The sequence below is a fragment of the Pseudogulbenkiania sp. MAI-1 genome (assembly GCF_000527175.1).
In the GTDB taxonomy this organism is placed as follows: domain Bacteria; phylum Pseudomonadota; class Gammaproteobacteria; order Burkholderiales; family Chromobacteriaceae; genus Pseudogulbenkiania.
In genome coordinates, this window is sequence record NZ_AZUR01000001.1 from 1,733,787 (window position 1) to 1,752,724 (window position 18,938).

Sequence of the window (18,938 nt, forward strand, 5' to 3'; positions counted from 1 at the left end):
CTGGTAAAAGTCTGTGTTAACAATGGCACTGTGCGTTTGGGGCAGCTCCTTACAGGGAGCCTGCGCCGCGCCTGCCGCCATGTACATCACGACCATAACAACCAAGAACCGAGTGAGGGACCACCATGGCGAATAGCGTCACTGTCGAGAGGCTTGGCCAAGCGGCCATCCTGACCATCAACAATCCTCCGGCCAATCTATGGACGCTGGAGAGCCTGCGCGAGCTCGCGGCGGTGATGGAAGGGGTCGAGAAAGATGATTCGGTTCGTTCCGTCGTCATTACCGGGGAAGGCGATGCCTTCTTTTCGGCGGGTGCCGACCTCAAGCAGTTTGCCGGTGGTGATCGGCGGCTAGCCGCCGATGTCATCGATGCATTTGCCGTTGCCTTCGGCGCTATTCGCCGTTTCCACGGTGTGACGGTTGCCGCGATCAATGGTTACGCCTTGGGAGGAGGGCTGGAGTGCGCCTTGGCCTGCGATTACATGGTGGCCGAAGTGGGCGCCCAACTGGGCTTGCCGGAGACCAAGGTGGGGCTGCTGCCCTGTGCCGGCGGCACCAAGGCGCTGACCGACAAGGTGGGTGTTTCCTGGGCCAAGCGGATCATCCTCGGAGGTGAGATCCTCCCGGCGGCCAAGGCCTTGACTATCGGCTTGGTCGAGGAGGTGGTCGACCCCGGCCTGTCCAAGATCGTCGCGGTCAGCCTTGCGAACAAGGTGGCACGGCAGGCGCCCAATGCGATCCAGGAGGTGCGGCGGCTGATTGCGAGCAGTGCGTATCATGACATGGATGAACATCTGGCCCTGGAGAAACAGGCCATGCTGCGACTGATCGGGGAGGAGGAGCAGCTGGAAGGGGTTGCCGCCTTCATGGGCAAGCGGACCCCGAAGTGGTGCGAGGACGAGTAAGCGAGGTGAGGCGCAAGAGAAAACGGGGCGGATTTCCGCCCCGTCTTGCATGGTCAGGGTTGCGATTACTGGATGGTGGCCTTGGCCTTCAGGTCGCTGATGAACTTCTCGATCTTGCCCGCCATGATGCGCTGTTCCAGCTGCGGACGGATCTGTTCGACCGGCGGGGCCGCCTCGGTGCGGACGTCATCCAGCTTGATGACGTGCCAGCCAAACTCGGTCTTGACCGGTTCCGAGGTGACCTGGCCCTTGGAGAGCTTGGTCATGGCCTCGGAGAACGGGGCTACGAAATTGCTGGCTTCGCTCCAGCCGAGATCGCCGCCGTTGTTCTTGCTGCCCGGATCGATCGACTTTTCCTTGGCCAACTGATCGAATGGCTTGCCCTTGCGCAGGGCATCGATGACGGCCTTGGCTTCCGCCTCGGTGGGCACCAGGATGTGGCGGGCGTGATAGCTCTTCTTCTCGGGGAACTGCGACTTGATCTTGTCGTATTCGGCGCGCAGTTGAGCCTCGCTCACCGGGTTGCTGCGCTGGAAGTCCTTGATCAGACGGCTGGCCAGTGCCATGGTCTGCATGTTTTCGATTTCCGCCTTGTACTCGGGCGACTTGTCGAGGCCTTTCTTGACCGCGGCCTGGCGCAGGATTTCGGCGGTAATCAGCTGGTCACGCGCCGAGGCCTGCATGTCCGGGGTCACCGGCTGGCCTTGTGCTTCCATCATGCGGACGACGGCGTCGATGCGGGACTGGGAGATGGTCGTCCCGTTCACCACCGGAGGCGCCGCCAGGGCGGTAGTCGACAGCACGGCGACGGTCAGGGTGCTAAGCAGCAGGGTTTTGCGCATGTTGGATAGTATCCTTTATCTTTCTCGATTTACTGGATTTTGGCCTTGGAACGGAGTTCACCCACGGCCTTGGCCACGTCTTCTTGTTGAATCTGGCGGGCGATCTGGGCCTTGATATCGTTCAGCGGAGGCAGCTTGGCGTCACGGATGTCCTCGATCTTGAACACGTGCCAACCCAGCCCGGACTTGAACGGTTGGCTGCTGCTCTGGCCTTTGCCCAGGCCCTTCAGCGCTTCAGCCAGCTTGGGCTCCATCTGGCTGAGGTTGCCCCAGCCCATGTCACCGCCAGTCTGTTTGGCGGCAGGGTCTTTGGAGAGAGCCTTGGCGAGATCTTCGAATTTCTTGCCTTTCTTCAGATCGGCGATCACCTTGTTGGCCTCCGCTTCGCTGGCCACCATGATCTGGCGGGCATGCACTTCCTTGCTGCCGGCCTGCTGGGCGGCGAGCTGGTCATAGCGGGCCTTGATCTTGGCGTCGGTGACCGGGCTCTGCTTCAGGATGTCGGCGATCAGCGCGTCACGCAGCATCTCTTCGCGCACGTTCTGCAGGCGCTCGACGAATTCCGGCTGCTTCTCCAGCCCGCGGCGGGCAGCTTCCTGCAGGATCAGCTGCTTGTTGATCAGGTTGTCCTTGATCTGTTCGCGCAGGGCCGGGGTATCCTGGACCTTGCCATTGCTGTTCTTGCTCAGCACGCTGACGGCTTCGTCGACTTCTTTCTTGTCGATGGCGACGCCGTTGACGGTGGCCACGGCTTGTGCGGCGGCGAGGCCGGGTACGCCGATGGCGGCAACGAACAGCAGGGCGGCTAGACGAGAATGTCGCATGGGTAATCCTTATTCGGTGAAGTCAGATCTCGTTCGGGGCGATGGCCTTGATGGCCAGGGCATGGATGCCGGTTTGCATGAGGTCGCCCAGCGCTTCGTACACCATCTGGTGGCGCTTGACGCGACTGAGGCCCTCGAACCGGGGGCTGACGATGATCAGGTTGTAGTGCCCGCCGCCCGATCGTGCACCGGCATGGCCGGCGTGGGCGGCACTGTCGTCCTCGATGTCGAGGTGTTCGGGTTGCAGGCTGGACAGGCGTTCTCGCATCCGCTGCTGGATGTCACTCATGCCGGAAACACCTTGCGGAAAGGCTTGATCTCGACATGGGTATAAACGCCGGCGTCGACGTAAGGGTCGGCATCGGCCCAGATGCGGGCGTCTTCCTGCGAGGCGAATTCGGCCACGATCAGGCTGCCACTGAAGCCGGCCGGGCCCGGGTCGGGGGAATCGATGGCCGGGAACGGCCCTGCCAGCACCAGACGCCCCTGTTCTTGCAGGGCTTGCAAGCGCGCCAGATGGGCTGGGCGTGCGGCCAGACGGTTTTCCAGGGAGCCTGGCTGGTCCTGGCCGATAATGGCATACAGCATTACTTTTTTTCCTCTAGATACTTGGAGAGAAACAGGCTTTGGGCAATGACGAAGGCGAGCATCAGGCCAAGTCCGCCGAACAGCTTGAAATTGACCCAGATGTCTTCACTGAAGCGGTAGGCCACGAACAGGTTGAGCGCGCCCATCAGGGCAAAAAACGCTACCCACGCATAATTGAGCTTGCGCCATACCGCTGCGGGGAGCTCCATTTGCTGCCCGACCAGAGCTCTGATGCCGTTCTTGCCGGCAAGTTCCCCGACGAACAGGCCGGTGCCCATGATCCAGTAGAGTACGGTGGGCTTCCACATGATGAAATGCTTGTCGTGCAGCAGCAAGGTGGCGCCGCCGAGCACCACGATCAGCCCCAGACTGACCCATTGCATGGTTTCCACCTTGCGGTGTCGTAGCCAGGCACTGGCCACTTGCAGCAGGGTGGCGGCAATGGCGACGGCCGTGGCGATGAACATGTCCCTGCTGAACCAGTAGGCACCGAAGAACAGCAGGACAGGAAAGAGGTCTGACAGAAATTTCATGCGGACGATTATGGGGGCAGGTCGGCCGCAACACAAGCCGCGGCCGACGTGGATGTCAGCGCGGGGCTTGCTTGACGATGCTCATGGCGGTGGCCACCAGCCCGCCGATGTCGGCGACGTTGCCTGGCAGGATCACGGTATTGTTCTCCTTGGCCAGCTTGCCGAAGGCGTCGACGTACTGCTCCGCCACCTTGAGGTTGACGGCTTCGATGCCGCCGTCGGTCTTGATTGCCTCGGCCACGCGCTGGATCGCTTCGGCGGTAGCGGTGGCGACCAGGCGCAGGGCCTCGGCTTCGCCGAGCGCCTTGTTGATGGCGGCCTGCTTTTCGCCTTCCGACTGGTTGATGGTGGCCTGCATTTCGCCCTGGGATTGCTGGATGGCGGCTTCACGCGCGCCGGCGGCGATGTTGATCTGCTCCATCTTGCGCCCTTCGGAGGAGGCGATCAGCGCGCGTTTTTCCCGTTCGGCGGTGATTTGCGCCTGCATCGCGTGCAGGATGTCCTGCGGCGGCACCAGGTCCTTGATTTCGTAGCGCAGCACCTTGACCCCCCAGGAGAAGGCGGCCTCGTCCAGCGCCGCGACCACGGCGCGGTTGATCTCGTCACGCTCCTCGAAGGTCTTGTCGAGCTCCATCTTGCCGATCACGGAGCGCAGCGTGGTCTGGGCGAGCTGGGTGATGGCCAGGATGTAGTCGCTGGAGCCGTAGGAGGCGCGCTGTGGGTCGGTGACCTGGAAGTACAGGATGCCGTCGACCTTGAGCTGGGTGTTGTCGCGGGTGATGCAGATCTGGCTGGGAACGTCGAGCGGGATTTCCTTGAGCATGTGTTTGTAGGCGAGGCGATCGACGAAAGGAACCACGACGTTGAGCCCCGGCTGCAGCGTGCCGTGGTAGCGGCCGAGTCGTTCGACGATGTAGGCGTGCTGCTGCGGCACCACCTTGATCGCTTTGAGTGTGAAGATCACCACGGCCAGAAAGAGGATGAGCGCTAGTTCCATTAGTGTTGTCCTGGTGGGTTTGAGGAAATCTTGAGGCGGCCGCCGTCGTTGCCGGCGATGTAGCCGGTTTGGCCGCTGGCCAGGGCCGGATCGAGCAGTTCGGCGTCCCATTCGGTGCCGCGATAGTGAACGCGGGCCAGGCCGCCGTCGGTGATGCTGACGATGCGCACCGGCTGGCCGAAGTCGGGTTCGCGGCGCGGCTGGCGTGGGCCTGCGTGGCGTTTCTTCCAGCGCGTGACGAGCCACAGCCCGATGACGCCGGTCAGGCTGGCTGCCATCAGCTCGGCGACGGCGCCCAGCCCTCCCAGTGCCGCCAGTCCGCCACCGGCCAGTGCCAGGGCTACCACCAGGAGATAGAACGTGCCGGTGAGGAACTCGGCGATCAGGGCGATGACGGCGCTGATGAACCAGAGGGTAGGAGGAATCAGCATCAGAACCTTCCTGGACATGATGGATGGATCATTGTCTATCCCGCACGGCGCTCATGACAAGTGGGGAGGGGCGTGAGCCAGAGGGTGTACCCGGCATGCGCGCATTTCGTGATCCATCTCAGTCTAGGTGGTGCTTCGGGTAAGATTGGGGGCTTTCAACGTGAAGAAAGACGGCGATGTTGCAGCTGGCGGCACCGGTAACGGCCGAAATCGAGATCAAGAAGAGCCGTTTCATCGCGGTGCTCTATCCGGTGACCACCCGGGCCGAAGCGATGGACCGCCTGGCCGAGGTGCGTCAGCGCTGGAAGGATGCCCGGCATTACTGTTCGGTGTTGCTGACGGAGGGCGACTCGGGCCTCGACGACGACGGCGAGCCCTCCGGCACGGCGGCCAAGCCGATGTATTCGGTGCTGGTGCACAAGGATGTCGGTAACGTGCTGGCGGTGGTGGTGCGCTACTTTGGCGGCATCAAGCTGGGTGCCGGCGGGCTGGTCAGGGCCTACTCCCAGGCTGTGAGCGCCGCGTTGCAGCAGGCTGAGTTGCTGCCGACCATCAGGATGGCGCATTACAAGGTCGGTATCGGTTTTGCCGAGGAGTCGAGGGTAAGACGGTTTTGCGCCGAGCATGGCATTTCTGTGCTGGAGGCGAGCTACGGCGAAACGGTGGCGCTCACCCTGGCTGCGCCGGCAGACGAGGCCGCATCGTTGCTGGCGCAACTGAGCGATTGCCTGCACGGGGCGCTGGAGGTGCTGGACGTCCCTTCCTGACGAATGGGCGAGGAGGGGAATGGGATGCGGTTGGCCGGATGGTCGGCCAACCTTGCCGGCTTACAGCGTTTTGAGCAGGCTCAGTGCGTCGTGCAGGCTGTCGCAGGTGGCGAGGGCTTTCGCTTGGTCGTCGGCACTGGGCTTGATCATGTCGGGAACCAGGATGACGCGCATGCCGGCGGCAAGTCCGGCCAGCAGCCCGTAGGGCGAGTCTTCCAGCACGATGCAGCGCTCCGGCGCGATGTCGAGCTTGGCCGCCGCCGCCAGAAAGACATCGGGAGCGGGCTTGGTGTGGCTGACTTCGTCGCCGGCGACGCTGATGTCGAAATAACGAGCCAGGCCGGTGCGTTGCAGCTTGAGGTCGCACATCAGGCGCTGCGTCGAAGTGGCGACGGCGCGCGGGATGTTCTGGCCGCTCAGCCACTCGAGCACCGCCTCGATGCCCGTCTTGAGCGGAATGTCGTCTTCGGCGAGCTGGCGACGGTAATGATGGCGGCAGGCTTCGCTTAGGGCTTGGCCCAGGGTGCGATCGCCATAATGTTCTATCACCCGCTCCAGGCTGCGGGTGACCGACAGGCCCACCATGCTGTGGATCAGCTCTTCCGGGATGTGAATGTCGAGCGATTCACCCGCCAGGCGCCAGCTTGAAGCGCTGACCGATTCGGTGTCTATCATCAAGCCGTCCATGTCGAACAAGACGGCGTCAAAGCTGCGTATCATGGTTATTTCCCTGTATCCAGCGGATAGCTGACCAGAAATTTCGGGAACAGGCAAGCGTTAAGACTTTGGTATATTTGTCGCTACGCGATGAATGGAGAGGTGGATGGTGCTTTCGGTGCTGGTTGCCAACCCCAAGGGAGGGAGCGGCAAGTCGACCCTGGCGACAAACCTGGCCGGGTATTTTGCCAACCATGGCGACAAGGTCATGTTGGGGGATGTCGATCGGCAGCAGTCTTCCCTGAACTGGCTGTCGCGTCGCCCCGCGGCCTTGCCTGGCATCCATGGCTGGGAAATATCGCCGGGCGAGCCGGCAAAACCGCCGAAGGGAACCGGTGTCGTGGTGCTGGATAGCCCCGCCGGACTGCACGGCAAGCGGCTCAACAGCCTGATCTCCCGGGTGGATCGCATCCTGGTACCGATCCAGCCTTCTCCTTTCGACATGTGGGCCAGCGAGGAATTCTTCCATCAATTGCTGGAGGAGAAGGCGATCCGCAAGAACAAGGTGTTCCTGGCCGTGGTGGGCATGCGCGTCGACCCGCGCACGCGCTCGGCGCGCGAACTGGAGGCTTTCCTGCGGCGGCACGACGTGGAGGTGCTCAGCTGGCTGAGGGATACGCAGCTCTATGTGCAGGCCGCGGCGCAAGGGCTGACCCTGTTCGATCTGCCTGCCGGCAAGGTTGCCCGCGACCGTGCCGCTTGGCAGGCCATTGTGGAGTGGCTGCGGCCGTCCGCTCGCGAGCACTGGTGCGATAAGTAAAGCAATAGGCGGATTCGGCGATGATCGACCGGTTTTCCCCCGGTTGGCACCTGATGTTTCCACCCTGCCGCTTTCTGTGCTTTAAGGTCATGCAGCTCTTCGTCGGTTAAGTCGGACGCTCTTGATGTCGGTCAAGGCAAAATGGATGACGTTTATTTTGCTTTGTCGCCGGCATTTATTTAATATAAATAACTATTTTAAAAAAATGGTTATTTTTAAGAGCGTTTCGTGAAAATCAATCTGCCCATCACTGATCGGGAGCACCTGGTCGACCCTGCCAACCCGATCGTCAGCAAGACCGATGCCAAGGGTGTCATCACTTACGTCAACCGTGCCTTTGTCGATATCAGCGGCTTCAGTGAGGCGGAACTGGTCGGTCGCAGCCACAATGTCGTGCGTCACCCCGACATGCCAGCTGAGGCGTTCGCCGACCTGTGGGACACCATCAAAACCGGTCGACCTTGGCGTGGCTTGGTCAAGAACCGTTGCAAGAACGGGGACTTCTACTGGGTGGAAGCCTATGTCACGCCGATCACCGAGCATGGCAAGATCACCGGCTACATGTCGGTGCGCTCCACTCCCCGGCGCGAAGAGATACAGGCGGCGGAAGCCTTGTACCAAGCCATCCGCAATAAGCAGGCCGTCATACCCTCCACGCTCAAGGCGCTGCAGCGGCGGGTGAACGTGCTGCGCTGGGCGCCGCTCATGGCGGTGGCTGGTGTGTCGTTGTCCCTGGGGGCAAGCGTGGGGTCGGCGCAGGACATGGGTGGAATCGCCTTGGCCGTGAGCGGCTCGCTTCTGGCCATCGGTGGCGGCGCCTGGGCCTGGTGGCGGGTCAACAAGGTGCTGGGGCTGTTGCGGCAGGGGTTCAGCGAATTGGCGGAAGGACGTCTCGACGGCAATCTGCAGGTGAGGGACGGCGGCCCCCTGGGCGAGGTCGTCAGCGGGCTGGAGTCGCTGCGTATCCATTATCGCGCGGTGGTGGCCGATGCGATCGGGGCGGGGTCGCGGACTTCGGGTCAGGCCGACCAGTTGCGCGACGAAATGCACTCGCTGGCGGCGCGCTCGGTGCAGCAGGGCGAAGGGCTGATGCAGATCAGCCGTAACATGGAGACCATGAGCGCGGCGATCAACGACGCCGCGTGCTTGGCGGAGCAGAACCTGAGTGGTGCCGAATCGACCAAGAGCGTCGCCGAGGCGGGCAAGGCCACCATGCTGGCGGCAACACAGGCGGTGGAACGCACGGTGTCGGTGGTGGGCGCTTCACGTGCCGCGATTTCGGAGATGGATCAGTCGATGCAGCGTATCCGCACGATGACGGACATGATCCACGAGATTGCCGAGCAGACCAATCTGCTGGCGCTCAACGCCGCCATCGAGGCGGCGCGGGCAGGCGAGGCGGGGCGTGGTTTTTCTGTCGTGGCCGACGAGGTGCGCAAGCTGGCCGAACGGACCAGCGCCGCCACCGGTTCGATCACCGAGGTCGTCCAGCAGATCGGCGAGATCACCGTTCAGGCCGTCTCCAGCATGGATGCCACGGTCGAGGAGGTGGAAGAGGTCAGCTGCCATATCCGCCAGTCTTCGGCAAACTTGGAGGACCTGATGCGGGTGGCCGAAGAGGCGCGGCGCCAAGCCAATGACTTGGCCATGGGGATGGGGGAGAACTCGCAGTCGGTGCACGAGGTGGCGGCCTCGCTGGAGCAGCTGAATGCCATCGCCGAGCAGAACCTGCATACCACGCGCGCTATCGAGGCGAGTTCGGATCGGTTGGCGGAAACCGCTGGCGACTTGTCCAGGCTGACGGCGGATTTCCGGAAGTGGAACGGCCGCTAAAGGCTCAGGCGCGCGCCTGGACCCAGATGCGGTTCTCCATCTGCATGGCGATTTCCTGGCGCTGATTGGTGGTGGTCCAGCGCACCGTGACGATGCCGAAGCCGGGCTGGCTGCTGGAGCGGCGGCTCTCCAGCACCTCGACGCAGACGGTCAGGGTGTCGCCGGCGCGGGTCGGGCGCGGCCAGCGCATGCTGCTGACGTCCATGCCGACCAGACCGTTGGCTACCTTGCCCAGCTCCGACTGGGCAACCAGCCGCATGCTGATGCTGCTGGTGTGCCAGCCACTGGCGGCGAGGCCGGCGAAGACACTGTTCTTGGCCGCTTCGTGGTCGGTGTGGAAAAACTGCGGGTCGAACTGGCGGGCGAAGGCCAACAGCTCTTCCTCGGTGAGGGTATGGCTGGCGGTCTCGAAGCGCCGGCCGGGTGTCAGATCTTCCAGAAACAGCATGTCTTGTTCCTCATTACAGGCGCAGGGCGTCGAGCAGCTCCCCTTCCAGCGCCAGCACGCTCCGGTCGTCTTTCAGCGCGGTGCCGGTGACGAGGAAGGAGTCCTCGACCCGGCTGCCCAGCGTCATGATCTTGGCCGAATGGACATTGAGCCGGTAGCCGGTCAGGACCTTGGCGATCTTGGCCAGGAGGCCGGGGCGGTCGCCCGCCACGATGGACAACACGAAGAAGTTGTCGCGGTCGTCGGGACGGATCATCACCTGCGGGCTGATCGGGAAGTGCTTGAGGTGGCGGCTGATACGGCCCTCGGGCGGTAGGGTGATCGGCTCGGCTTTCTTCAGGCAGTCTGCCAGTTCGAATTCGATGAAGTTGATCAAATCCCGGTAGTCGCCGTCGTGGTGCTCCGGGATGAAGACGTGGAAGGTGTCGAGGGCGTAGCCGTGCCGCGTGGTATGGATCTTGGCGTCGGCGATGCTGTAGTTGCTGCGCCCGAAGAAGGCGCAGATGCGGGCGAACAGCTCCGGTTGGTCGGGTGTGTAGACCAGTACCTGGATGCCTTCGCGATCATCGGACAGGCGCGTCTTGACCATCGGCTCGGTTGCCTGGGTGAAGCGGTTCAGCACCCTCGTGTGCCAGGCGATTTCCCGCGCCTCGTGACGCAGGAAGTACACCGTGTCCAATTCGGCCCAGAAGCGCTCGACGGCGTCGTCCGGGACGGCGAACAGCCGCAGCTGGGTGAGAGCCTCCTGTTTGCGGTCGTTCAGCTCGGAGGCCACGTCCACGGCTCCGCCGCTCATCAGCGCCTTCAGTGTGGCGTGATAGAGATCTTCCAGCAGCTTGGCCTTCCAGGCGTTCCACACCTTGGGGCTGGTGCCGCGGATGTCGGCCACGGTCAGCAGGTACAAGGCATCGAGACGGCGCGGGGTTTGCACGATGTCGGCAAAGCGCTGCACGGTGTCCGGATCGTAGATGTCCTGTTTCTGGGCGACGCTGGACATGGTCAGGTGCTCGCCGACCAGCCAGACCACCAGTTCGGTGTCTTCGGCTGACAGGCCGTGGCTTTCGCAGAACTGCCGCGCATCGTCCCTGCCCAGCACCGAATGGTCGCCGCCGCGTCCCTTGGCGATGTCGTGGAACAGCCCGGCCGTGTACAGAACCTCCGGGCGGGCGAAGTCGTTCATCAGCCTTGAGAGCAGGGGGTACTCGTGATTGAAGGCGCTGATGGCGAAGCGGCGCAGGTTGCGCACGACCATCAGGATGTGTTCGTCCACGGTATAGACGTGGAACAGGTCGTGCTGCATCTGGCCGACGATGCGGCCGAAGTTGGCCAGGTATTTGCCCAGCACGCCGTACAAATTCATGCGTCGCAGCGTTCGGGTCAGACCGGGCTCGCGCAGAATCTGCATGAACAGCTCGCGGTTGACCGGGTCGCGGCGGAATTTCTCGTTGATGCGGCTGCGCGCGTGCCACAGCGCGCGCAGCATGCGCGGTGCGAAACCGGTCAGCTCCGGGTTGCGTTGCAGCATCAGGAAGGCCTCCAGGATCGCGGAGGGCTCCTTCTCGAACACGTCGGGGCGGCGGATGCCCAGCATGCCGTTGACGCTATAGAAACGCGCATTGAGGTTCTGCGTGACTCTGGGTACTTGCGAGTAGATGCGTGCCCGCAGGTTGGGCAGCAGGATGCCGTTGAGCTGGCCGACGGTCTTGGCGGCGCGGTAATAGAGCTGCATGACCTGTTCGCTGGCGCGCTTGGCCGGGGTGTCCTTGAGGCCCCAAGCCAGGCCCATGCGCTGCTGCAGGTCGAAGATCAGGCGGTCTTCGCGGCGGCGCGACAAGAGGTGCAGGTCGATGCGCAGTTTCTGCAGCTGGCTTTCGCTGTGCTTGATCAGGCGGGCCTCGGCCAGGGTCAGGATGCCGCGCCGCACCAACGCGTCCCAGTTGTCTCCCAGGTCGATGGCCTTGCTGATCCACAGGATGGTTTGCAGGTCGCGCAAGCCTCCCGGGCTTTCCTTGACGTTCGGCTCGAGGTTGTTGGTCACCCCGAAATAGCGGTTATGTCGCTGCTGCTGCTCAAGGATCTTGCCTTCGAAGAAGGCCAGAGGGTCGCGCTGCTGGGCCAATGCGATACAGACGTCCTGATGCAGTCGGGCGTCGCCGGCCAGGAAGCGGTTTTCCAGCAGCGTGGTCTCGATGGTGATGTCGTTGGCCGCCTCCTCCAGACACTCGGCGATGGTGCGTACGCTGTGGCCGACTTCCAGCCCGCTGTCCCACATCAGGCCGATCAGGCGGGTGATCGTATCGTTCAGCTCGGTTTCGGTGGGCGACGGCAGCAGGAACAGCAGGTCTATGTCGGAATGCGGGAACAACTGTCCGCGCCCGTAGCCGCCGACCGCGACCAGTGCCGCCTGCTGGTCGAGGCCCAGCGTACTCCACATGTCCTGCAGGATGCCGTCCACCACCTGGCTGTATTGTTTGAGAAAGCGCTCCGGGTCACGCTTCTTCAAATAGGCTTCGGCAAGCCTTTGACGGCCTTCGTTGAGTGTCTGGCGCCAGGCCTTGCAGCGTTCGAGCATTGGGTCGGTCATGTCAGCGTCTTTCTTGTCGGACGGTGAAGGTAATCCCCGCCAGCAGGAACAGCAGGGTGGGCAGCGTTGCCGCCAGCATGGCATTCCAATCGTAGAGCAGGCCGAGATGGGCAAACAGCCGGTTGACGAAGTGGAAGGCGACGCCCAGACAGATGCCGACGAACAGTCTTACCCCCAACTGGGCATGGCGGCGCTGGCGCGGTGTGAAGGCGAGGGCCACCAGGGCCATCGAGATACAGGCCAGCGGATAGAAGAACTTGCTCCACAGGGCGATCTCGTAGCGCTGGGTCTTTTGCTCGTTGCTGCGCAAGTGCTCGATGTAGGTGGTCAGGTCCAGGGCGGACATCTGCTCGGGGACCACCAGCAGCACGTCGAGGATCGACGGTTCGATGACCGAATGCCAGTCGAGGGTGGCGAGCTGGCGGGTGGTCGTGGCCTGATCGCTCAGCGTGGTTTCCTTGACCCGTTCCAGTCGCCACAAGTGCTGTTCCCGCTGGTAGGTGCCGCGCTCGGCCAGGCGGGTCTGCACCAGGCGGTAGTCCTTGTCGTAGGTGTAGATGCGAACCCCCAGCAGGGTATTATCCGGCAGCATCTCGCCCACGTTGATGAAGTTCTGATCGTCCTTCACCCAGATGCCGGAACGGAACTCCTGCGCCACCATCGACTTGGTGGCGGACAGCTTCATCCTTTCGGCCTGTTTCTCCGAGAACGGGGCGCCGAACTCGCCCAGCAGCCCGGTCAGGATGGCGAACCCGATGCCGAAGCGCAGCAGCACGCCGGCGATCTGAGCCAGGGTCACCCCGCTGGTGCGGATGATGGTGTACTCGCTGTTGGTGGCGAGCTGGGTCATGGCGATCATGCCCCCGATCAGCACCGCCAGCGGCATCAGCTCGTAGGCGTGGCCAGGCATCAGGAGCACGATATAGAGCAGCATCTGCGGCAGTCCGTAGCTGCCGTGCCCCAGATCGGCCACCTCCTTGATGATGTCGAAGAAGGCATACAGCCCCAGCAGCGCCACCAGCGTATACAGCGTGGCGACCGTCAACTGGTTGATGATGTAGCGGTAAATCAGTTTCATGGATCAGGATTTCCGGATGAGCTGGCCCAGGAAGCGGCCCGGCGACGTGGCCGGGCGGTTACGGTACGCCAACAGGCCAAGCGCTGCCAGCAGCATCAAGAGATGGGGGAGCAGCATGGCATAGGAGCCGAGCCGCTCCTGCATGACCCAGTTGCGGACCAGCGTCAGGGCATTCTGGTAGATGAAATAGGCCAGCAAGGCCAGCAGCAGATTGTAGGTGTGGCCGCTGCGGGGGTTGAAATAAGACAAGGGGATGGCCAAGAGCGCCAGAATGATGGTGCTGAGCGGCATCGACAGGCGCCAGGCCAGCTCGGCCTTGTCGCGCGCTTTGTCGCTTTGCACCAGATAGGCGGTCGACAGGGCCTGGCGGGTGGTGGCCGGGCCGATCAGCTTGGGCTGGTCGTTGATAACCAGGCTGTAGCGCGCGAATTCGGCCACTTCGTAGTCGGCCTCGCCCGGATTGCCGACGTAGCGCCGGCCATTTTCCAATACCAATACCCGCTCACCCTCGTCATTGGTGACGATCCGCCCGGATTTCGCAAAAATGCTGGAAACCTTGCCTTTGCTCATATCCTGCATGAAGATGTTGGAAGCCGAGCCATTTTCTCCGGAGAAGTTCTCGACGAAGTAAACCCGGCTGGAGGAGTGGGATTCCTTGAAGATGCCGGGGGAAACGGCCGAGATATCCTCATGCTGCTTGAGGATTTCGGCGTATTCGCGGCTGCGCTGTTCCGCCCAGGGGCCGATCAGCAGCGACGAGAGTCCGACCAGAAAGGCCAAGGGGAGCGCGAAGCGCAATACCGGCTTGACCCAGGTTCTGAGCGATAGCCCGGAGGCGAGCCAGACCGCCATTTCGTGATCACGCCACAAGCGGGTCATGACGACCAGCACACTGACGAAAACGGTGAGGATCAGCAGCACGGGAAACAGGCCGAGCGCCCAGAACCCGATCAGGGCCGCAACGGCCTCGTTGGCAACCCGTCCTTCCGCCGCGCGGCCGAGCAGGTTGATGGTCTGCGTGGTGACCAGGATGGCCAGCAGAACCACGAACACGCCGACAGCGGTAAAAGTCAATTCACGGGTCAGGCTTTTTTGAAAAACCATTTAGCAGGGCCTTTTTGACTTTTTATGATAAGCGTAGAGATAATTTGAATGAGTTTTCAGAGGCGCCGGTCTGGCAGATTCTGGAATGGGAGACTATCTGTTGGCGGTCGATGCCTCTATCCTTGGGCGTAACCGGCTGACACACGGCTGGAATAGGCATAGTTGACGCACATCATCCACGAGAGTTCACGATGGAATTTAACATAAAAAGCGGTAGCCCGGAAAAACAGCGCGTCGCCTGCGTTATCGTCGGCGTGTTCGAGTCGCGTAAGCTGACTTTCGCCGCAGACCTGCTCGATCGCATTTCCAACGGTTTTATCAGCGACGTGATCCGCCGCGGTGACATGGAAGGCAAACTGGGCTCCACCCTCATCCTGCATGCCGTGCCGCATACCTTGTGCGACCGGGTGATGCTGGTCGGCTTGGGTAAGGAACGTGATTTTCGTGCCAAGGAATACCGGGAAGCGATTCGCAGTTCGATCCGGGCATTGACCCAGACCTCTGCCAACGAGGCCGTCAGCTATCTGACCGAGCTGTCGGTCAAGAAACACGATGTCGAGTGGTTGATCGAACAGGCCGCTGTGGTGACGCTCGATACCCTGTATCGTTTCGACCGTTTCAAGACCAAGTCGGAAGACAGCCTGCGCGAACCGCGCAAACTGACCCTGGCCGTGCCGCGCCGCAGCGATCTGGTCGACGGCGAAAAAGGCTTGCAGCGCGGCCAGGCTATCGGCAACGGCATGAGCCTTGCCAAGGACCTGGGTAATCTGCCCGGCAACGTGTGCACCCCGGACTACCTGGCCCGGCAAGCCGAGGAAATGGCCCGTCAGTTCAAGGTCAATGCCGATATCTATGCTCCGGATGCCATCGAAGCGCTGGGCCTGACCTCGTTCCTGTCGGTGGCCAAGGGCAGCGAACAGGAAGCCCGCCTCATCGTACTGAACTACCAGGGCGGCAAGCCCGACGAGAAGCCGATCGTGCTGGTCGGCAAGGGCATCACCTTCGACTCCGGCGGCATCTCGCTCAAGCAGAGCGAAGGCATGGACGAGATGAAGTACGATATGTGCGGGGCGGCGACGGTGTTGGGCGCCTTCCGTGCCGCCGTCGAAATGCAGCTGCCGCTGAACCTGGTCACCATCGTGCCGACCTGCGAGAACATGCCGTCGGGCGGTGCCAACAAGCCGGGTGATATCATCACGACCATGTCCGGCCAGACCGTCGAAATCCTCAATACCGATGCCGAGGGGCGGCTGATCCTGTGTGATGCGCTGACCTTCGCCGAGCGTTTCAACCCGGCACTGGTCATCGACGTGGCCACGCTGACCGGTGCCTGCGTGATTGCGCTGGGCAACGTGGCGAGCGGCCTCTACAGCAATCAGGACTACCTGGCGCGCGAACTCTTGGCGGCGGGGGAAGAGGTCGGCGATCGCGCCTGGCACCTGCCGTTGTGGGACGAATATCAGGAGGCGCTGAAGAGCCCGTTCGCCGATATGACCAACACCGGCGGCCGGCCGGGGGGCAGTGTCACGGCGGCCTGCTTCCTGTCGCGCTTCACCAAGGCTTACGACTGGGCACACATGGATATTGCCGGCACGGCCTGGAAGAGCGGCAAGGACAAGGGAGCCACCGGCCGCCCGGTGCCGTTGCTGGTGCAGTTCCTGCAGGATCGCGCCGATATCGCCGTCGGCAACGTGGTACGTCGCGGCAGGCCTCGGCGCGAGGTCCAAGATCTGGTAGACGATGCCGCGGATTGATTTTTACACCAAGGTAGCCGACCCTCAGGCGTTTGCCTGCCGGTTGGCCCAAACGGTGTTTCGCAAGGGCGAGCGCCTGTTGGTCTGGTTGGCTGACGAAGGCCAGCTGGCGGGCTTCAGCGCTCGCCTGTGGAGCATCGCGGATACCCAGTTCGTGCCGCACTGCCGGCTCGATGCCGACGAGGCACCGGAGACGCCGATATGGCTCACTACCCGGCTGCCTGCCGAGTTGCAGCACGCGGTGCTGCTGAATCTGGGACCGTCGCTGCCGGAGCACCCCGAGCACTTTGGCCGTATCCTGGAAATCGTCGGGTGCGACGAGGCATCGTTGGCCACGGCACGGGAGCGTTTCCGCTTTTACCGTTCGGCGGCGTATGAGATCGAACATCACGATATGAGTCACCTCTGAGATGAATCCTTCGCAAAAAGCACCGCTGCCGGCCGGGCTGGAACTCCCGGTGTTGACCGACGTGGTCGAAGAGGCCGCCTTGCCCGTCCTGTCCGAAGAGCTGCCATTCGAACTCCCCGACTTCGATTTTTCCAGCGAGCTCGATGAAATGGCCACGGCCTTGCCGGACGATGGCGGCGCCGTCGAACTGGATATCCCCGCCGAGCTGCCACTGGAGGACGTGCTGGATATAGGGCCGGCGCCAAGGGCGGCCGAGCCGGCCGTGGATTTCTCCAACCTGCCGTCGCTCGACCTGGAGGTGGCGTCGCTGGACGAACTGGCGCTGGACGAGGTGCTGCCTGAGTTGACTCGGAATGCGCCTCCGCCGGTGGCGCACGCCCTGTCATCAGGAGGGGAGCTGCGGGACGAGTCGTTCGAGTTTGTATTGACCCCTGCCGGCTCTGATGCGGCTGCTGTAGCGAGCGGGCCGTCTGAACCGGCTCAGGCGCCAGACGACAGCTTCGCTATTCCCGAGCTGACCATGGAATGGGTAGAACCCACCGTGGCGGCCGAGGAGGAGCTGGTCGGGACGGCGCCGTCGGCGCCGGTCGAATTGCAGGACACCGAACCGGCTCAGGTGCCAGACGACAGTTTCGCCATTCCCGAGCTGACCATGGAATGGGCGGAGCCCGGTGTTTCGGTCGAGGCGGAGGAAGTGGTGATGGCGCTGCCGGAGCCGGTTGAGCCTCCTTCGCCGGCCGGAGAGCTGCCATCTTTGGCTGAGGGCGACGCTGTGGTGGTCGAGAGCAACATCGTTGTTCCCGAACCATGGGCAGGCGCGATTTCTGAGCTGGATACTGAGCTCGTCGACGAGTTGGCCGAACCGCTCACCAGCACCCTCCAGGGTGGATCCTACGGGGAACCTGAGGCTGCCGCTGTTTCGGTCGATATGCAGGCCGAGAGTGACGGTGTGGTAACTCCTGAAGCCGAGGAGACCGTCCGGGCTGCCCCGGCGATGCAGCGTATCGATATCGAGAGTCTGCCTACCGGCGTCCTGGGGGGCGGAGTCGGCCCCGAACCAGAGGCGGGGGGCATTCACGACCAGCTTTCCTGGGGGTATGGTCGTGATGCGGACGAGTCACCGGAAGCCATCGCCGCCGCCTTGTCCGAGTTGGAAGCCTTGCTCGAGCCTGCGTCCGAAGCGATTCAGCCTGAGCCGGCTGTCTTGGTAGCTTCCGAGTCGGTAGTGGGTGAGGAACTGCCTGGGACGGATGTGTCGCCCCTGGTCCTCGACGCTGATGCTGTGGGTGACGTCGGTGAGCCGATACTATCCGGCGAGTCCGATGATGGCAGTGAACCGGCTCAGCCTGAGAGCATCGCCATCGGTCCCGAGTTTCTGTCTCCAGCAACTACGATGGAACAGGCTGCCCCTGTGCATGTCGAGAGGGCTGGCGAGATTGCTGCCGCCGTGCCGGAGGCAGTGCCCAGCATTGGCTTGCCGGAGCCATTGCTCGCGAGTGCCATGCCGGCTGCGGCGGTGACAGGGGGGCCGAGCGGGCCGGAGGGGGGCAAGGCGCAGTCCTGTGCCGTGGTGGACGAGCAGGCCCTGATCGATTCGCTGACCCAGAAGATCCTGCCGCGGATGAAGGTCGAACTGTCGCTGTGGTTGCAGGACGCGCTGGAGATGCAGGCAAGACAGATGCTGTCCGGTGTCATGCATCAGTTGAAAGAGGATTACGAGATGCTGTTCAACGAGACGCTGCGCGAGAGTCTGCGTCAGGCCATCAGCGAAATCGGCCGCGACGAGCGCGAAGGAGAATCGTGATGGGGCACCGGCTGTCGCGTATCGTCACCCGCACGGGCGACGATGGAACGACCGGCCTAGGTGACGGCAGCCGGGTCGGCAAGGATGCCGCTCGTATCGCCGCCATGGGCGATGTGGACGAATTGAACAGCGTGATCGGCGTGCTGTTGGCCGAAGCGCTGCCCCCTGACGTGAAGGTGTGGCTGAACGAAGTGCAGCATGTGCTGTTCGACCTCGGCTCGGAATTGGCCGTGCCCGGCTACCAGGCCCTGCAGCCCGCCCAAGTGCAGGCATTGGAAGAAAAGGTGGCGGAGATGAATACCGCCCTGCCTATGCTCAAGGAGTTCATTCTTCCCGGTGGTTCGCGTCCTGCCGCGCTCGCGCACCAGGCTCGTTCGGTCTGCCGGCGGGCGGAACGGACGGTGGTGGCGTTGGGCCGGGACGAGGACGTTTCGAAAACAGCCCGGCAGTATCTCAACCGCCTGTCCGACGCTCTGTTCGTATTGGCGCGTCATCTGAACCGCGTTGAGGGACAGCCCGATGTACTGTGGCAGCCGCGTCGGCATGAAGCCGATCAGTGA

General features: G+C 62.8%; 20 protein-coding genes. 8 read left to right on the forward strand and 12 right to left on the reverse strand.

Annotated elements, in window-relative coordinates:
* Window positions 1-125 precede the first annotated feature (125 nt).
* Window positions 126-905, forward strand: a complete 780-nt coding sequence (locus tag PSEMAI1_RS0108045) for an enoyl-CoA hydratase (protein ID WP_024302380.1) — start codon at window positions 126-128, stop codon at window positions 903-905.
* Window positions 906-970: 65 nt separating this feature from the next.
* Here PSEMAI1_RS0108045 and PSEMAI1_RS0108050 read toward each other — a convergent pair whose 3' ends face one another.
* From PSEMAI1_RS0108050 to PSEMAI1_RS0108080, 7 genes are read right to left on the reverse strand one after another with little or no spacing between them, the layout of a single operon-like run.
* Window positions 971-1,747, reverse strand: a complete 777-nt coding sequence (locus PSEMAI1_RS0108050; RefSeq protein ID WP_024302381.1) for a peptidylprolyl isomerase — start codon at window positions 1,745-1,747, stop codon at window positions 971-973.
* 29 nt (window positions 1,748-1,776) lie between these two features.
* Complete coding sequence (locus tag PSEMAI1_RS0108055; protein ID WP_024302382.1) at window positions 1,777-2,571, reverse strand: peptidylprolyl isomerase; 795 nt, start codon at window positions 2,569-2,571, stop codon at window positions 1,777-1,779.
* A gap of 22 nt (window positions 2,572-2,593) precedes the next feature.
* Window positions 2,594-2,860 (reverse strand): BolA family transcriptional regulator, encoded by a 267-nt coding sequence (locus PSEMAI1_RS0108060; protein WP_024302383.1) that lies wholly within the window; start codon window positions 2,858-2,860, stop codon window positions 2,594-2,596.
* A complete protein-coding gene (locus tag PSEMAI1_RS0108065; RefSeq protein WP_024302384.1) occupies window positions 2,857-3,159 on the reverse strand; it encodes a YciI family protein in 303 nt (100 codons plus the stop codon). Before PSEMAI1_RS0108065 ends, PSEMAI1_RS0108060 begins: the two co-directional genes overlap by 4 nt.
* Window positions 3,159-3,692, reverse strand: coding sequence for a septation protein A (locus tag PSEMAI1_RS0108070; RefSeq protein ID WP_024302385.1), 534 nt, complete (start codon window positions 3,690-3,692; stop codon window positions 3,159-3,161). The genes PSEMAI1_RS0108065 and PSEMAI1_RS0108070 overlap by 1 nt, the downstream gene beginning before the upstream one ends.
* A 55-nt stretch (window positions 3,693-3,747) precedes the next feature.
* Window positions 3,748-4,689: an SPFH domain-containing protein gene (locus tag PSEMAI1_RS0108075; RefSeq protein WP_024302386.1), complete on the reverse strand. Its 942-nt coding sequence runs from the start codon at window positions 4,687-4,689 to the stop codon at window positions 3,748-3,750.
* A complete protein-coding gene (locus PSEMAI1_RS0108080) occupies window positions 4,689-5,120 on the reverse strand; it encodes an NfeD family protein (protein WP_024302387.1) in 432 nt (143 codons plus the stop codon). The genes PSEMAI1_RS0108075 and PSEMAI1_RS0108080 overlap by 1 nt, the downstream gene beginning before the upstream one ends.
* A 176-nt stretch (window positions 5,121-5,296) precedes the next feature.
* Between PSEMAI1_RS0108080 and PSEMAI1_RS0108085 the strand changes: the two genes are divergently transcribed.
* Window positions 5,297-5,887 (forward strand): YigZ family protein, encoded by a 591-nt coding sequence (locus PSEMAI1_RS0108085; protein ID WP_024302388.1) that lies wholly within the window; start codon window positions 5,297-5,299, stop codon window positions 5,885-5,887.
* A 60-nt stretch (window positions 5,888-5,947) separates the two neighbouring features.
* On the opposite strand, the gene PSEMAI1_RS0108090 is transcribed toward PSEMAI1_RS0108085, so the two are convergent.
* Complete coding sequence (locus PSEMAI1_RS0108090; RefSeq protein WP_024302389.1) at window positions 5,948-6,607, reverse strand: HAD family phosphatase; 660 nt, start codon at window positions 6,605-6,607, stop codon at window positions 5,948-5,950.
* Between the two features lie 103 nt (window positions 6,608-6,710).
* On the opposite strand from PSEMAI1_RS0108090, the gene PSEMAI1_RS0108095 reads away from it, so the two are divergent.
* Window positions 6,711-7,364 carry a ParA family protein gene (locus PSEMAI1_RS0108095; protein ID WP_029770558.1) on the forward strand — a complete coding sequence of 218 codons (654 nt, stop codon included), beginning with the start codon at window positions 6,711-6,713 and terminating at the stop codon, window positions 7,362-7,364.
* 228 nt (window positions 7,365-7,592) lie between these two features.
* Complete coding sequence (locus PSEMAI1_RS0108105; RefSeq protein WP_024302391.1) at window positions 7,593-9,197, forward strand: PAS domain-containing methyl-accepting chemotaxis protein; 1,605 nt, start codon at window positions 7,593-7,595, stop codon at window positions 9,195-9,197.
* 4 nt (window positions 9,198-9,201) lie between these two features.
* On the opposite strand, the gene PSEMAI1_RS0108110 is transcribed toward PSEMAI1_RS0108105, so the two are convergent.
* From PSEMAI1_RS0108110 to lptF, 4 genes are read right to left on the reverse strand one after another with little or no spacing between them, the layout of a single operon-like run.
* Entirely contained in the window at window positions 9,202-9,645 is a 444-nt protein-coding gene (locus PSEMAI1_RS0108110) for a MaoC family dehydratase (protein WP_024302392.1), read from the reverse strand.
* A 13-nt stretch (window positions 9,646-9,658) separates the two neighbouring features.
* Window positions 9,659-12,229 (reverse strand): [protein-PII] uridylyltransferase, encoded by a 2,571-nt coding sequence (locus PSEMAI1_RS0108115; protein ID WP_024302393.1) that lies wholly within the window; start codon window positions 12,227-12,229, stop codon window positions 9,659-9,661.
* A 1-nt stretch (window position 12,230) separates the two neighbouring features.
* Window positions 12,231-13,307: an LPS export ABC transporter permease LptG gene (lptG, locus tag PSEMAI1_RS0108120; RefSeq protein WP_024302394.1), complete on the reverse strand. Its 1,077-nt coding sequence runs from the start codon at window positions 13,305-13,307 to the stop codon at window positions 12,231-12,233.
* Window positions 13,308-13,310: 3 nt separating this feature from the next.
* Entirely contained in the window at window positions 13,311-14,411 is a 1,101-nt protein-coding gene (gene lptF, locus PSEMAI1_RS0108125) for an LPS export ABC transporter permease LptF (protein WP_024302395.1), read from the reverse strand.
* Window positions 14,412-14,602: 191 nt separating this feature from the next.
* Between lptF and PSEMAI1_RS0108130 the strand changes: the two genes are divergently transcribed.
* From PSEMAI1_RS0108130 to PSEMAI1_RS0108145, 4 genes are read left to right on the forward strand one after another with little or no spacing between them, the layout of a single operon-like run.
* Complete coding sequence (locus PSEMAI1_RS0108130) at window positions 14,603-16,165, forward strand: leucyl aminopeptidase (protein ID WP_024302396.1); 1,563 nt, start codon at window positions 14,603-14,605, stop codon at window positions 16,163-16,165.
* Window positions 16,152-16,574, forward strand: a complete 423-nt coding sequence (locus PSEMAI1_RS0108135) for a DNA polymerase III subunit chi (RefSeq protein ID WP_024302397.1) — start codon at window positions 16,152-16,154, stop codon at window positions 16,572-16,574. Before PSEMAI1_RS0108130 ends, PSEMAI1_RS0108135 begins: the two co-directional genes overlap by 14 nt.
* 1 nt (window position 16,575) lies before the next feature.
* Window positions 16,576-18,378: a hypothetical protein gene (locus PSEMAI1_RS0108140; protein WP_024302398.1), complete on the forward strand. Its 1,803-nt coding sequence runs from the start codon at window positions 16,576-16,578 to the stop codon at window positions 18,376-18,378.
* Window positions 18,378-18,938 (forward strand): cob(I)yrinic acid a,c-diamide adenosyltransferase, encoded by a 561-nt coding sequence (locus PSEMAI1_RS0108145; protein WP_024302399.1) that lies wholly within the window; start codon window positions 18,378-18,380, stop codon window positions 18,936-18,938. The genes PSEMAI1_RS0108140 and PSEMAI1_RS0108145 overlap by 1 nt, the downstream gene beginning before the upstream one ends.